Genomic DNA, 13,978 nt, shown 5'->3' on the forward strand with positions numbered 1-13,978 from the left:
TGCAACCGGGTCGCGGGCTTCGCCGGCAAGGCCGGCTCCTACAAAGAGATCACAGCACTACTGAATTCAAGGCAGGTATGTAATGAGCGCAATCAACGTCTACCCGCAACGCCCCGAGACTGACGCCAGGGCCGAATCACCCCTGCATCACGCCGACCTGCCCAGCCTGGTCGGCAAGGGCCGCAAGAACCCCGGCGTGACCCTGCGCGAGAAGAAGTTCCTCGGCCACCTGACCCTGCGCGGCAACGCCCACGACCCGGCTTTCGTCAGCGGCGTGCAACAGGCGTTGGGCCTGGAACTGCCGGTCGCACTCACCGTGGTCGCCAGCGGCGAGACCTCGCTGCAGTGGATGGGCCCCGACGAGTGGCTGCTGATCGTGCCCGGTGGCGAGGAGCTGGCCGCCGAGCAGAAGCTGCGCGAAGCCCTCGACGGGCAACACATCCAGGTGGTCAACGTCAGCGGCGGACAGACCCTGCTCGAACTGAGCGGGCCCAGGGTGCGCGAGGTGCTGATGAAGTCCACCAGCTACGACGTGCACCCCAACAACTTCCCGGTGGGCAAGGCGGTGGGCACGGTGTTCGCCAAGTCCCAGCTGGTGATCCGGCGCACCGGCGAGGACACCTGGGAGCTGCTGATCCGGCGCAGCTTCAGCGACTACTGGTGGCTGTGGCTGCAGGATGCCTGCGCCGAACATGGCCTGAGCATCGCCTCATGAGCCGTGCGCCGGACACCTGGATCCTTACCGCCGACTGCCCCAGCCTGCTGGGTACGGTGGACGCGGTGACGCGCTACTTGTACGAGCAGCAGTGCTACGTCACCGAGCATCATTCGTTCGATGACCGGCTGTCGGCGCGGTTCTTCATACGGGTGGAGTTTCGCCAGCCCGAGGCATTCGACGAGCAGGCCTTTCGCGCAGGCCTGGCCGCCCGTGGCGAAGCGTTCGGCATGACCTTCGAGCTGACTGCGCCCAGGCACCGGCCCAAGGTGGTGATCATGGTGTCCAAGGCCGATCATTGCCTCAACGACCTGCTGTACCGCCAGCGCATCGGCCAGCTGGCGATGGACGTGGTGGCGGTGATTTCCAACCACCCGGACCTGGAGCCGCTGGCGCACTGGCACCGCATCCCCTATTACCACTTTGCCCTCGACCCGCAGGACAAGCCGGCGCAGGAGCGCAAGGTGCTGCAGGTGATCGAGGCGTCCGGCGCCGAGCTGGTGATCCTCGCGCGCTACATGCAGGTGCTGTCGCCGGAGCTGTGCCGACGCCTGGATGGCTGGGCGATCAACATCCATCACTCGCTGCTGCCGGGGTTCAAGGGCGCCAAGCCGTATCACCAGGCCTACAACAAGGGCGTGAAGCTGGTGGGGGCCACGGCGCATTACATCAACAACGACCTGGACGAGGGCCCGATCATTGCCCAGGGCGTGGAAGCCGTGGATCACAGCCACTACCCTGAAGACCTGATTGCCCGCGGGCGCGATATCGAATGCCTGACGTTGGCGCGGGCGGTGGGGTATCACATCGAGCGGCGGGTGTTTTTGAACGCCAATCGCACGGTGGTGCTGTAGCGGGCGCATCGCGGGTCAAGCCCGCTCCCACAGGGACTGTGGGAGCGGGCTTGACCCGCGATGAGGCCCGAAAGACGGACAGAACATTCAGCGCGACATAACAACAATCGAGCGAGGTGAAAGCATGTCTGGCAATCGTGGTGTGGTGTACCTGGGCGCAGGCAAGGTCGAGGTGCAAACAATCCCCTATCCCAAAATGCAGGACCCACGTGGGCGCAAGATCGAACACGGCGTGATCCTGCGGGTGGTCTCCACCAATATCTGCGGCTCCGACCAGCACATGGTGCGCGGTCGTACCACCGCCCAGACCGGCCTGGTGCTGGGGCACGAAATCACCGGCGAGGTCATCGAGAAAGGCCGTGACGTCGAGAACCTGCAACTGGGCGACCTGGTCTCGGTGCCGTTCAACGTGGCCTGCGGGCGCTGCCGCTCGTGCAAGGAACAACACACCGGCGTGTGCCTGAGCGTCAACCCGGCCCGCGCCGGCGGCGCCTACGGCTATGTCGACATGGGCGACTGGACCGGCGGGCAGGCCGAGTATGTGCTGGTGCCCTACGCCGACTTCAACCTGCTCAAGCTGCCCGACCGCGACAAGGCCATGGAGAAGATCCGCGACCTGACCTGCCTCTCCGACATCCTGCCCACCGGCTACCACGGTGCGGTCACCGCAGGTGTCGGCCCCGGCAGCACGGTGTACGTGGCCGGTGCCGGCCCGGTCGGCCTGGCCGCTGCCGCCTCGGCGCGGCTGCTGGGCGCGGCGGTGGTGATCATCGGTGATGTGAACCCGGTACGTCTGGCCCATGCCAAGGCCCAGGGCTTCGAGGTCGCCGACCTGTCCCAGGACACCCCGCTGCACGAACAGATCGCCAACCTGCTGGGCGAGCCGGAGGTGGACTGCGCGGTCGATGCGGTGGGCTTCGAGGCCCGTGGCCACGGGCATGCCGGGGCCCAGCACGAGGCGCCGGCCACGGTGCTCAACTCGCTGATGGGGGTGGTGCGGGTCGCCGGCAAGATCGGCATCCCCGGCCTGTACGTGACCGAAGACCCGGGCGCGGTGGATGCCGCAGCCAAGATGGGCAGCCTGAGCATCCGTTTCGGCCTGGGCTGGGCCAAGTCCCACAGCTTCCACACCGGGCAGACCCCGGTGATGAAGTACAACCGCGCCCTGATGCAGGCCATCATGTGGGACCGCATCAACATCGCCGAGGTGGTCGGCGTGCAGGTCATCAGCCTGGATCAGGCGCCCGAGGGCTACGGCGAGTTCGATGCCGGCGTGCCGAAGAAATTCGTGATCGACCCGCACACGCTGTTCAGCGCAGCGTAAGACCAATGTCTACCCGGTTTCAGGCCCCTGAAGCCGGGCTGACAGACAAATTGTCGCAGTAGCCCGCAATTTTTTGTTACCCTTAAACGTACTAACTGGTTAACAAGCAAGCTACCTAAATGCGCCGACTATGCTCGGGATTGGGTCGGCCAACTGTTGACGGTGGTTTTTCACTACGTTTAGGACGGTAATCACATGAACGAACAGGCAGGTGCTCCGGGCACCGCAAAGTGGCTGCTGGGAGGTCTGGGCATCCTGATCGCCCTGATCGGCCTGGTGCTGGCAGGGGGCGGTGCGTACCTGAGCAGCCTCGGTGGTAGCTGGTACTTCCTTCTGATGGGCCTGGCGATGCTGGTCAGCGGTGTGCTGATCGCGCGGCGCAAGCCGTCGGGCGCCTGGCTGTACGCGGTGGCCCTGGTACTCACCGCGATCTGGGCGGTGTGGGATGCCGGCCTGGACTTCTGGCCGCTGGTCTCGCGGGTACTGACCTTTGCCGTGATCGGCCTGGTCATCGCGCTGGTGTTCCCGAGCCTGCAACGCGCCGACGGTCGTGCGGCCGGGCGTGGCGCGTTCGCGGTGGCCGGTGTGCTGGCCGTTGGCGTGGTCGCCACCCTGGGCTACATGTTCGTACCCACCCACGTGGTCACCGCCAGCAGCGAGCCTGCGGTGCAGCCGGTCAAGCCGGGCACCGAGCAGAAGGACTGGGCGCACTGGGGCAACACCACCGCCGGCAACCGCTTTGCCGCGCTGGACCAGATCAACAAGGGCAACGTCGACAAGCTGCAGGTGGCTTGGACCTTCCATACCGGTGACGTGCCGCAAAGCACCGGCGCCGGTGCCGAAGACCAGAACACGCCGCTGCAGATCGGCGACACCCTGTATTCCTGCACCGCCTACGGCAAGGTCTTCGCCCTGGACGTGGACACCGGCAAGCAGCGCTGGATGTTCGACCCCAAGGGCAGCGCGCCGAACTGGCAGCGTTGCCGTGGCCTGGGCTACTCCGAAACCCCGCTGGCCGCCGACGCCGGCCCGCAGGCCTGCGCCAAGCGCCTGTTCCTGCCCACCGGCGATGCCCGCCTGATCGCGATCAACGCCGAAAACGGCGAAGCATGTGCCGACTTTGGCGATAACGGCGTGGTCGACCTGAGCGTCGACATGGGCGAGATCAAGCCGGGCTATTACCAGCAGACCTCCACCCCGCTGGTGGCCGGTGATGTGGTGATCGTCGGTGGCCGCGTGGCCGACAACTTCTCCACCGGCGAACCGCCGGGCGTGGTGCGTGCCTATGACGTGCGTACCGGCGAGCTGGCCTGGGCCTGGGACCCGGGCAACCCGAACATCACCAAGCGTCCGCCCGAAGGCCAGACCTACACCCGTGGCACGCCCAACGTGTGGTCGGCGATGTCCTATGACGCCAAGCTGGGCCTGGTGTACCTGCCGACCGGCAACGCCACCCCGGACTTCTTCGCCGGCACCCGTACCGAACTGGACGACAAGTACAGCTCCTCGATCGTGGCGCTGGACGTGAAGAACGGCCAGGTGCGCTGGCACTTCCAGACCACCCACCACGACCTGTGGGACTTCGACCTGCCGGCCCAGCCGCTGCTGTACGACATCCCGGATGACAAGGGTGGCGTGCAACCGGCGCTGGCCCAGGTGACCAAGCAGGGCGAGATCTTCGTGATCAACCGTGAAACCGGCGTGCCGATTGCCAAGGTCGAAGAGAAGCCGGTGCCCCAGGGCAACGTGCCGGGCGAGCGTTATTCGCCGACCCAGCCGTTCTCGGTAGAGATGCCGTCGATCGGCAACCAGACCCTGAAAGAGTCGGACATGTGGGGCGCGACCCCGTTCGACCAACTGCTGTGCCGCATCTCGTTCAAGGGCATGCGCCACGAGGGTGTGTACACCCCGCCAGGGCTGGACCCGGCGTTGCAGTTCCCCGGGTCGCTGGGTGGCATGAACTGGGGTAGCGTGTCGGTCGACCCGACCAGCAACTACATGTTCGTCAACGACATGCGTCTGGGCCTGGCCAACTACATGATCCCGCGTGCAGACATTCCCAAAGGTGCCAGCGGCATCGAGATGGGTGTGGTGCCGCAGGACGGTACGCCGTATGGCGCGATGCGCCAGCGCTTCCTGTCCGCGGCCGGTATTCCGTGCCAGAAGCCGCCGTTCGGCACCATGTCGGCCATCGACCTGAAGACCAGGAAACTGATGTGGCAGGTGCCGGTCGGTACCGTGCAGGACACCGGGCCGCTGGGCATCCGCATGCACCTGCCGATCCCGATCGGCATGCCGACCCTGGGCGCTTCGCTGTCGACCCAGTCGGGCCTGCTGTTCTTTGCCGGCACCCAGGACTTCTACCTGCGTGCGTTCGACTCGGGCAACGGCAACGAGATCTGGAAGGCGCGTCTGCCGGTGGGCAGCCAGTCGGGGCCGATGACCTACGTGTCGCCCAAGACCGGCAAGCAATACATCCTGATCAGTGCTGGCGGTGCGCGTCAGTCCCCGGATCGGGGTGATTACGTGATTGCGTACGCCTTGCCCTAGGGCGGGTTGCCATTCTGTTGCAGGAGCCAGCCTTGCTGGCGAAAGCGGCCACCGCGTACCCCTGATATCGCGGTGCTGTTTTCGCCGGCAAGGCCGGCTCCTACAGTCGATGACGGCGGAACATTCACCGCAGATACGGGTCGAAACCTCGCTTTCCTACGAGGTCCGCCCCATGAAACGTTTCGCACTGCTCTCCCTGCTGGCACTCGCCACCACCTCGGCCCTGGCCTTCAATCTCAACGATGCCGCCAACGCCGTATCTGCCATGCAAGGCAACAAACAGCAGGACGCTGCCGTTCAAGCCCCGGCCCCCTCGGCCAACCTGCTCAATACCCTGGGCGACCAACTCGATATCACCCCCGAACAGGCCATTGGCGGCACCGGCGCGCTGCTGGGCCTGGCCAGGCATCAGCTCAGCAGCAGCGACTACTCGCAACTGAGCAAGGCCGTGCCCGGCCTTGACCTGCTGTCCGGCGACAATGCCCTGGGCGGCCTCAGCGGCCTGGGCGAGCTGCTCGGCAAGAGCGGCAATTCCTCGGCCCTGAGCAACGCACTGGGCAACGTCAAGGACACCGACGACCTGAACAACGCCTTCGGCGCCCTGGGCATGAACACCGGCATGATCGCCCAGTTCGCCCCGCTGATCCTGCAGTACCTGGGCCAGCAGGGCGTGGCCGGTTCGCTGCTGCAGAGCCTGGGCGGCATCTGGGGCACCCCGGCCGCCGTGCCTTCGGTGTAAGCCGGCGGTTTGCCGAGGCGGGGCGGTGTGGTATATGTCCCGCCCCGTTCAAGCAAGGAAGTGCGACCCCGATGTTCATGGATGCCCTGAAGATGTCCCTGCCGGCCGATGCCGTGCTGGGTTTTCTGTTCTACATGGCCGGCGCCGCCGTGCTGTTCGCACTCTATGCGTTCATCTATACCCGCCTGACCCCCTACAACGAATTTGCCCTGATCCGCGAAGGCAACAGCGCTGCCGCCATCGCCCTGGGCGGTGCGCTGCTGGGTTTCGCCATTCCCGTGTCCGGGGCCATCTCCCATTCGATCTCGCTGCTCGACTTCCTGCTGTGGTCGGTGATCGCCGGCGCCGTGCAGTTGCTCGCGTTCGTGGTGGTCAGCGTGGTGGTCAAGGGCATGGACGAGCGTATCCGCCGTCAGGAAAACGCGGCCGCCATCTTGCTGGCCGCCGTGGCCATCGGCATCGGCATGCTCAATGCCGCGTGCATGACCCCAGCGGCCTGACAGCGGAGCACAGCCATGAAACGCAGCACGAGCATTCGGCTGATTGCCCTGGGCAGCCTGCCGCTGGCGCTGGCCGCCTGTGACAGTGATCGCAGCGCCACCCGCGTGGTCAGCGAGGTCAAGCGTTACCAGGACGTCGACAGCTGCGCCCTGGCCGGGGTAAGCCGTTCGGTGTGCGACAACGCCTGGAACGTCGCCCGCCAGCACCACGATGCCAACGCCCCACGCTTCACCCGCCTGGAAGACTGCCTGGCCAGCTTCGAGCAGTGCGAGCCAGGTCAGGGCGCGAGCTTTCACATGCCGCGCATGCAAGGCTTCGCCCTGACCACCGAGCGCCAGGTGTATGACGACGGGCTGAACCAGACCTCCAGCACCACCTCGTCGGCCGTGTATGGCGGCGGCGGTGGCCGCTACGACTACGTCAATGTCGAGCCGCGCTACCTGTCGGAGGCGATCTACCACGAGCGTGAAGGGCGCGAAGGGTTCAGGGCCAGCTCGCTGACCGACCAGGTCAACAGCGGCAACCAGTATGCCGGGCTGGTCGAGGACCACGCGCCGTCCAGCCGTTTCAACGGCGGGGCTGGTGCCGATGCCCATGCGTCGGTGCTGCCGGCGCGCTTCATGGCCTCGGCACGGCCCTGGACGGTGGGCAGCCACCCCGGCTTCGCGGCCCATGTACCAGGCCGTGGCGGCTTCGGTTTCGGTTCCTGAGGGCGGGCGATGAAACGTATTGCCTGCACCCCGCGCGCGGACTGGAAAGCCACCGCCGAACACTACGGCTTCAGGTTCCACACCTTCGGCGACGAGCCGTACTGGGACGAGTCGGCGTGCTACCAGTTCACCCTGCGCCAGATCGAGGACGACCTCGAAGAACCCACCCGCCAGTTGCACGAGCTGTGCATGGACCTGGTGGCGCGGGCGGTGGACAGCGAAGAGCTGCTCGACCGCCTGGCCATCCCGCGTGACTACCGCGACCTGATCCGCCGCTCATGGCGCGACGGGCACCCGCATTTCTACGGGCGCATGGACCTGAGCTACGACGGCCACGGCCCGGCCAAGCTGCTGGAAGCCAACTACGACACACCCACCTCGCTGTACGAGGCCGGCTTCTTCCAGTACCTGTGGCTTGAGCAGCAGATGCAGCGCGGTGTACTGCCGGCCGATGCCGACCAGTTCAACAGCCTTGAAGAGAAACTCGGCCAGGTGTTCGGCGCCAACACCTTTGCCACGCCGTTCTACTTTGCCTCGGTCAGGGACTCGCTGGAGGATCGTGGCACGGTGCAGTACCTGTGCGACATTGCCACCGCCGCCGGGCTCGATACACGCCTGATCGATGTGGAAGACATCGGCCTGAACCCGGCCGGGCGTTTCATCGACCGCAGTGGGGCGCCGATCCCCAGCCTGTTCAAGCTCTACCCGTGGGAAGACATGTTCCACGACCGCTACGGCCCGGCGATTGCCGGCAGCGGCACGCTGTTCGTCGAGCCGCCCTGGAAGGCGCTGCTGTCGAACAAGGGCATGCTGGCGCTGCTGTGGGAGCAGCACGAAGGGCACCCGAACCTGCTGCCCGCATTCATCGACGCCACGCCCGAACGGCCGCTGGCGCCGGGGTGGGTGCGCAAGCCGTTCTTCTCGCGGGAGGGGGCGAATGTGGAGATTCATACCCCTGACGGGCAGCGGGTGAAGGAGGAGGGGCCGTATGGCAGTGGCCCCCACGTGATCCAGCAGTTTCATGCCTTGCCACGGTTTGCCGGCAGCCACACGGTGATCGGCAGCTGGGTGGTTGGCGATCAGCCGGCAGGCATCGGCATTCGCGAGGACAACTCGCTGATCACCAAGGACAGCAGCCGCTTCGTGCCCCACGCGATCATCGGCTAGCGGCGCAGCTCCTGGCGCAGTTGCTCGATGCGCGCGTCCTTGTCGTGCCACAGCTGGTTGACCCAGTCCTGTACGCTGCGCCGGAATTGCGGGTCGTTCTCGTAGTCGCCGCGCCACAGGGCCGGGTCCAGTGCGCGTACCTGGATGTCCACGATCACCCGCGGCACTGCACCGCTGACCAGGTCCCAGAACCCCGGCGCGGTGTCGCCGGGGTACACCAGGGTCACGTCGAGCAGGGCGTCGAGCTGTTCGCCCAGCGCGGCGAGCACGAACGCCACGCCGCCGGCCTTGGGCTTGAGCAGGTGGCGGAACGGCGAGCCCTGGGCATCGCGCTTGGCCGGGGTGAAGCGGGTGCCTTCGAGGTAGTTGACCACGGTCACCGGCTGGCGCTTGAACAGCTCGCAGGCGGCCTTGGTGATCTCCAGGTCCTGGCCCTTGAGGTGCGGGTGGCGTTCGAGGAAGGCCTTGCTGTAGCGCTTCATGAACGGGTAGTCCAGCGCCCACCAGGCCAGGCCCAGGAACGGCACCCAGATCAGTTCCTTTTTCAGGAAGAACTTGAAGAACGGAATGCGCCGGTTGAACACCTGGATCAGCGCGGGAATATCCACCCAGCTCTGGTGGTTGCTGACCATCAGGTAGGAGGTGTCCAGGCGCAGGTCGGCGGCGCCGCGCACGTCCCAGCGGGTGGGGATGCACAGGGCGAAGATCAGCTTGTCGATCTCGGCCCAGGTCTCGGCGATCCACATCACCGCCCACGAGGCGTAGTCGCGGTAGCGGCCGGGCAGTACCAGCTTGAGCAGGGCGAAGACCAGCAACGGGCCGATCAGCACCAGGGTGTTGAGCAAGAGCAGCAGGGTCACAAGACTGCCGGTAAGCAGGCGGCGCATAAGAAAACTCTGATTTTCGGTTAGGCGGTCGGCCATGATAAGCAGGGATTCGGTTCAGGCCAAATTCTGGGCAGCCCACGGCGCGGACAAATGTTTCACATTGTGTTGAATACCCTGTGGCGACGAACCTATGCTGCTGCGGCAGTCTAAACACAGACTTTTCTCAAGGAAGCTGACCCGGTGAAATCCGTACTTGCACTGCTTTCCCTGCTGGCCTTGCCGGTGATGGCCGCCGAGCCGACCCTGTATGGCCGTTATGAATACATTGGCGTGGCGGACCTCGACCAGACGTTCAAGGCCAAAATGGACACCGGCGCGCTGACCGCGTCGCTGTCGGCCAAGGACATCGAGCGCTTCAAGCGCGATGGTGAGGACTGGGTTCGGTTCCGCCTGGCGACCAAGGATGCCGACGGCAAGGTGTATGAACACAAGGTGGCGCGCATCAGCAAGATCAAGAGCCGCGCCGATGAAGACGAGGACGGCGAAGCACCCGACCCGGCCAAGCGTCCGGTGGTGGAGCTGGAGTTGTGCCTGGGCGACGTCAAGCGCACGGTGGAGGTCAACCTGACCGACCGCAGCAGCTTCAACTACCCGCTGCTGATCGGGGCCAAGGCGCTGCGCGAGTTCGGCGCGGCGGTGAACCCGGCGCGCCGGTTTACGGCGGGCAAGCCTGAATGCTGAGTTGAATCCATCGCGGCTCAAGCCCGCTCCCACAAGGGCCGTCGTTCTCCCGTGGGAGCGGGCTTGAGCCGCGACAGGGCCTTGTCAGTCGAGGGATAATCCCCTACAAGTGCACCCAAACCTGCCAGGCCTGCACCGCCCATGCCCCACATACTGATTGTCGAAGACGAAGCGGCCATCGCCGACACCCTGATCTTTGCCCTGCAAGGCGACGGTCACAGCACCGAATGGGTGACCCTGGGTAGCGCCGCGCTGGAACAGCAGCGTCAGCGCCCGGCTGACCTGATCATTCTCGATATCGGCCTGCCGGATATCAACGGCTTCGAAACCTGCCGCCAGCTGCGCCGCTTCAGCGAGGTGCCGGTGATGTTCCTCAGCGCCCGCGATGGGGAGATCGACCGCGTGGTGGGCCTGGAGATCGGTGCCGACGACTATGTGGTCAAACCCTTCAGCCCGCGTGAAGTGGCGGCGCGGGTACGCGCCATCCTCAAGCGCATGACCCCGCGCAGCGGACCCGAGGCCCCCGAGACGCCCTTCAGCATCGACTCCCAGCGCCTGCAGATCAGCTATCGCGGTCAATCGCTCACCCTCACCCGGCACGAATTTCGCCTGCTGCAATGCCTGCTCGAACAACCCGAACGGGTGTTCAGCCGCGAGCAACTGCTGGATGCCACCGGCGTGCCGGCCGAGGCCGGCTACGAGCGCAACGTCGACAGCCACATCAAGAGCCTGCGCGCCAAGCTGCGCACCGTGCAGGCCGACGCCGAACCTATCCAGACCCACCGCGGCCTGGGCTACAGCTACAGCCCCGGGCACAGCTGATGCGCCTGGGCATCCGCATCTTCCTGGTGTACTTCCTGTTCGTCGGGCTGACCGGCTACTTCATCCTCAACACCGTGCGCGAACAGGTGCGCCCGGGTGTGCGCCAGTCCACCGAGGAAACCCTGGTGGACACCGCCAACCTGCTGGCCGAGATTCTGCGCGACGAGGTCAAGGCCGGCACCCTCGGCCAGGGCCGGCTGCCCGAGCTGCTCAAGGCTTACGGCAAGCGCCAGCCCAGGGCCGATATCTGGGGCCTGGCCAAGAACGAGGTCAACCACCGCATCTACGTCACCGACGCCAACGGCAAGGTGTTGCTCGACTCCAGCGGCGAAGCCCTGGGCCAGGACTATTCGCGCTGGAACGACGTGTACCTGACCCTGCGCGGCGAGTATGGCGCCCGCTCCACCCGCAGCGATCCGGACGACCCGGAGTCGTCGGTGATGCACGTGGCGGCGCCGATCATCGATGCCGGCAAGATCATCGGCGTGGTCACCGTGGCCAAGCCGAACAAGTCGTTGCAGCCGTACATCGATCGCTCCGAGCGGCGCCTGTTCAACCTGGGGCTTGGCCTGATCGTGCTGGGCCTGCTGGTGGGCGCCGGGCTGTCGTGGTGGCTGGCGCGCTCGCTACGTCGGCTGACGCGCTATGCACAGGCGGTCAGCGAGGGTGAACGCGTGGCCTTGCCGCATTACCGCGGCGGCGAGCTGGCGCAACTGGCCGGTGCGGTGGAGCGCATGCGCACGCAGCTGGAGGGCAGGGCGTATGTGGAGCGCTACGTGCATACCCTGACCCACGAGCTGAAAAGCCCGCTGGCGGCGATTCGCGGGGCCAGCGAGCTGCTGCAGGGGCCGATGAGCGACGAGCAGCGCCAACGCTTTGCCAGCAATATCGAAAGCGAGAGCGCGCGCATGCAGCAGTTGATCGAGCGGCTGCTGGACCTGGCCCAGGTCGAGCAGCGCCAGGGCCTGGAAGACCAGCAGCAGGTGCCGCTGGCGGCGCTGGTGGACGAGGTGCTGCTGGCCCAGAGCGCGCGCATCGAAAGCGCCGGCCTGCAGGTGCGCCAGCGGGTACCGGCCAGCGTGCGGCTGCTGTGCGAGCCGTTTCTGCTGCGCCAGGCCATCGGCAACCTGCTGGAGAACGCCCTGGACTTCACCCCGCCGGGCGGCCTGCTGGTGGTCGACCTGGAGACACGGGGCCCACGGCTGGCGCTGAGCCTGTACAACCAGGGGGCGGCGATCCCGGACTATGCCCTGGGCCGGCTCAGCGAGCGCTTCTACTCGCTGCCGCGCCCGGGCACGGGGCGCAAGAGCACAGGCCTTGGGCTGAACTTCGTCGAGGAAGTGATGCAGCTGCATGGCGGCTCGCTGGAGGTGGCCAACGTCGAGGACGGCGTGCGGGTGCGCCTGTGGCTGCCCAACGAGCGGCTGGGCTGAGCTCCACGCACTCTCCACATAACTCCACACAAGCGCCCAACCCCCTCCATGTACGGCGGGCAGACTGGCTCCATCGAAACCGGAGCCATTGCCCATGAACCGAACCCTGAGCATCAAACTGGGCGCCATCGCCTTTCTGATCGTGTTGCTGCTGATACCCCTGCTGATGATCGGCGGCCTGATCCAGGACCGCCAGCAGCAGCGCGACAGTGTGGTCGAGGACATCGCCCAGAGCTCCAGCTACAGCCAGCAGATCAGCGGGCCGCTGCTGGTGGTGCCGTACCGCAAGATCCAGCGCACCTGGAAAACCGTGGATGGCAGCACCCAGCAGCAGACCAGCACGGTGGCCGGGCATCTGTACTTTCTGCCCGAAACCCTGGAGGTCGACGCCAAGGTCGACACCGAGTTGCGTTCGCGGGGCATCTACCAGGCGCGCCTGTTCCACGCCGACAACCGCATCAGCGGGCAATTCAAGGTGCCGGCGCAGTGGGGCATCACCGAAGACTTCGACGATTACCGCTTCGACCCGGCGTTTCTGGCCGTGGGCATCAGCGATATCCGCGGTATCGAGAAGAGCCTGGAACTGAACGTGAATGGCCAGTCGCTGGCCTTCGCCGCGGGCACGGGGCTGGGCTGGCTGGGCGGCGGTGTGCACGTGGCGCTGCCCGACCTCGACGGCCGCGCCGAGACCCGCCTGGACTACGCCTTCGACCTGAGCCTGCAGGGCACCGGGCGCCTGCATGTGCTGCCGGTAGGGCGCAGCACCACGGTGAACATGGCGGCGAACTGGCCGCATCCAAGCTTCATCGGCAACTACCTGCCCATCAGCCGCGAGATCGACGCCCACGGCTTCAGCGCACGCTGGCAGACCTCGTTCTTCTCCACCAACCTGGAGGATGCGCTGACCCAGTGCGTGGTCAACAACGCCTGCGACGACTTTCACGGGCGCAGTTTCGGCGTGAGCTTCGTCGACCCGGTGGACCAGTACCTCAAGAGCGAGCGGGCGATCAAGTATGCGCTGCTGTTCATTGCGCTGACCTTTGCCGGGTTCTTCCTGTTCGAGATTCTCAAGAACCTCAGCGTGCACCCGATCCAGTACGCGCTGGTGGGTGTGGCCCTGGCGTTCTTCTACCTGCTGTTGCTGTCGTTGTCGGAGCACCTGGGGTTCGGGTTGGCGTATGCGCTGTCGGCGGGCGGCTGCGTGCTGCTGATCGGCTTCTACCTGTGCCACGTGCTGCGCAGCCTGGCGCGCGGGCTGGGGTTTGCGGCGGGCTTGCTGGTGCTGTACGCGATGCTCTACGGGCTGCTGGGCGCCGAGGACTACGCGCTGCTGATGGGCTCGTTGCTGCTGTTCGGCCTGCTTGGGGTGTTCATGGTGCTGACACGCCGCCTGGACTGGTATCAGGTTGGGCAGGGGATCTTGAAATGAGCGGATTGAGAGAGGAACGCACGCTGGGGGCTGTGATGGTGGGGGAAATCAGGTTGATCTGGGCTGCCGAGATCAGCGTCGACTTCATCGCGGGTCAAGCCCGCTCCCACAGGTCCGGTACAAGCCTCAAGGGCAGCAGCAGATCTGTGGGGGTGAGCTTGACCCG

The 13,978-nt window shown here is 65.9% G+C and carries 13 protein-coding genes; 12 read left to right on the plus strand and 1 reads right to left on the minus strand.

Going from position 1 to position 13,978, the window contains the following annotated elements; all coding sequences use genetic code 11:
• Positions 1-82: 82 nt before the first annotated feature.
• The 8 genes from NP552_RS23970 (at position 83) to NP552_RS24005 (ending at position 8,560) form a co-directional block, all read left to right on the plus strand.
• Positions 83-715: a sarcosine oxidase subunit gamma gene (locus tag NP552_RS23970; protein WP_043863638.1), complete on the plus strand. Its 633-nt coding sequence runs from the start codon at positions 83-85 to the stop codon at positions 713-715.
• Positions 712-1,569 carry a formyltetrahydrofolate deformylase gene (purU, locus tag NP552_RS23975; protein ID WP_043863639.1) on the plus strand — a complete coding sequence of 286 codons (858 nt, stop codon included), beginning with the start codon at positions 712-714 and terminating at the stop codon, positions 1,567-1,569. The genes NP552_RS23970 and purU overlap by 4 nt, the downstream gene beginning before the upstream one ends.
• A gap of 124 nt (positions 1,570-1,693) precedes the next feature.
• Complete coding sequence (gene fdhA, locus NP552_RS23980) at positions 1,694-2,893, plus strand: formaldehyde dehydrogenase, glutathione-independent (RefSeq protein WP_043863640.1); 1,200 nt, start codon at positions 1,694-1,696, stop codon at positions 2,891-2,893.
• 195 nt (positions 2,894-3,088) lie between these two features.
• A complete protein-coding gene (locus tag NP552_RS23985) occupies positions 3,089-5,443 on the plus strand; it encodes a glucose/quinate/shikimate family membrane-bound PQQ-dependent dehydrogenase (RefSeq protein ID WP_058541809.1) in 2,355 nt (784 codons plus the stop codon).
• 172 nt (positions 5,444-5,615) lie between these two features.
• Entirely contained in the window at positions 5,616-6,182 is a 567-nt protein-coding gene (locus tag NP552_RS23990) for a DUF2780 domain-containing protein (protein ID WP_043863642.1), read from the plus strand.
• 71 nt (positions 6,183-6,253) lie between these two features.
• Positions 6,254-6,682 carry a DUF350 domain-containing protein gene (locus NP552_RS23995; protein ID WP_043863643.1) on the plus strand — a complete coding sequence of 143 codons (429 nt, stop codon included), beginning with the start codon at positions 6,254-6,256 and terminating at the stop codon, positions 6,680-6,682.
• Between the two features lie 15 nt (positions 6,683-6,697).
• Positions 6,698-7,393 carry a DUF1190 domain-containing protein gene (locus NP552_RS24000; protein ID WP_058541810.1) on the plus strand — a complete coding sequence of 232 codons (696 nt, stop codon included), beginning with the start codon at positions 6,698-6,700 and terminating at the stop codon, positions 7,391-7,393.
• A 9-nt stretch (positions 7,394-7,402) separates the two neighbouring features.
• On the plus strand, positions 7,403-8,560 hold the full coding sequence (locus tag NP552_RS24005) for a glutathionylspermidine synthase family protein (protein ID WP_043863645.1): 1,158 nt from the start codon (positions 7,403-7,405) through the stop codon (positions 8,558-8,560).
• On the opposite strand, the gene NP552_RS24010 is transcribed toward NP552_RS24005, so the two are convergent.
• Positions 8,557-9,447 (minus strand): acyltransferase, encoded by an 891-nt coding sequence (locus tag NP552_RS24010; protein ID WP_043863646.1) that lies wholly within the window; start codon positions 9,445-9,447, stop codon positions 8,557-8,559. The genes NP552_RS24005 and NP552_RS24010 overlap by 4 nt on opposite strands.
• A gap of 180 nt (positions 9,448-9,627) precedes the next feature.
• Between NP552_RS24010 and rloA2 the strand changes: the two genes are divergently transcribed.
• From rloA2 to creD, 4 genes are all read left to right on the plus strand, one after another.
• A complete protein-coding gene (gene rloA2 / locus NP552_RS24015) occupies positions 9,628-10,128 on the plus strand; it encodes a retropepsin-like aspartic peptidase RloA2 (RefSeq protein WP_043863647.1) in 501 nt (166 codons plus the stop codon).
• A gap of 141 nt (positions 10,129-10,269) precedes the next feature.
• Entirely contained in the window at positions 10,270-10,950 is a 681-nt protein-coding gene (creB, locus tag NP552_RS24020) for a two-component system response regulator CreB (RefSeq protein WP_229588950.1), read from the plus strand.
• The gene (creC, locus tag NP552_RS24025) at positions 10,950-12,383 is read left to right on the plus strand and encodes a two-component system sensor histidine kinase CreC (RefSeq protein WP_043863649.1); all 1,434 of its coding nucleotides are present in this window, start codon (positions 10,950-10,952) and stop codon (positions 12,381-12,383) included. Before creB ends, creC begins: the two co-directional genes overlap by 1 nt.
• Positions 12,384-12,477: 94 nt before the next feature.
• Complete coding sequence (gene creD, locus NP552_RS24030; RefSeq protein ID WP_054915995.1) at positions 12,478-13,812, plus strand: cell envelope integrity protein CreD; 1,335 nt, start codon at positions 12,478-12,480, stop codon at positions 13,810-13,812.
• The last annotated feature ends 166 nt before the right edge of the window (positions 13,813-13,978 follow it).

It is taken from the genome of Pseudomonas sp. 8209, assembly GCF_028682105.1.
GTDB lineage: Bacteria > Pseudomonadota > Gammaproteobacteria > Pseudomonadales > Pseudomonadaceae > Aquipseudomonas > Aquipseudomonas palmensis.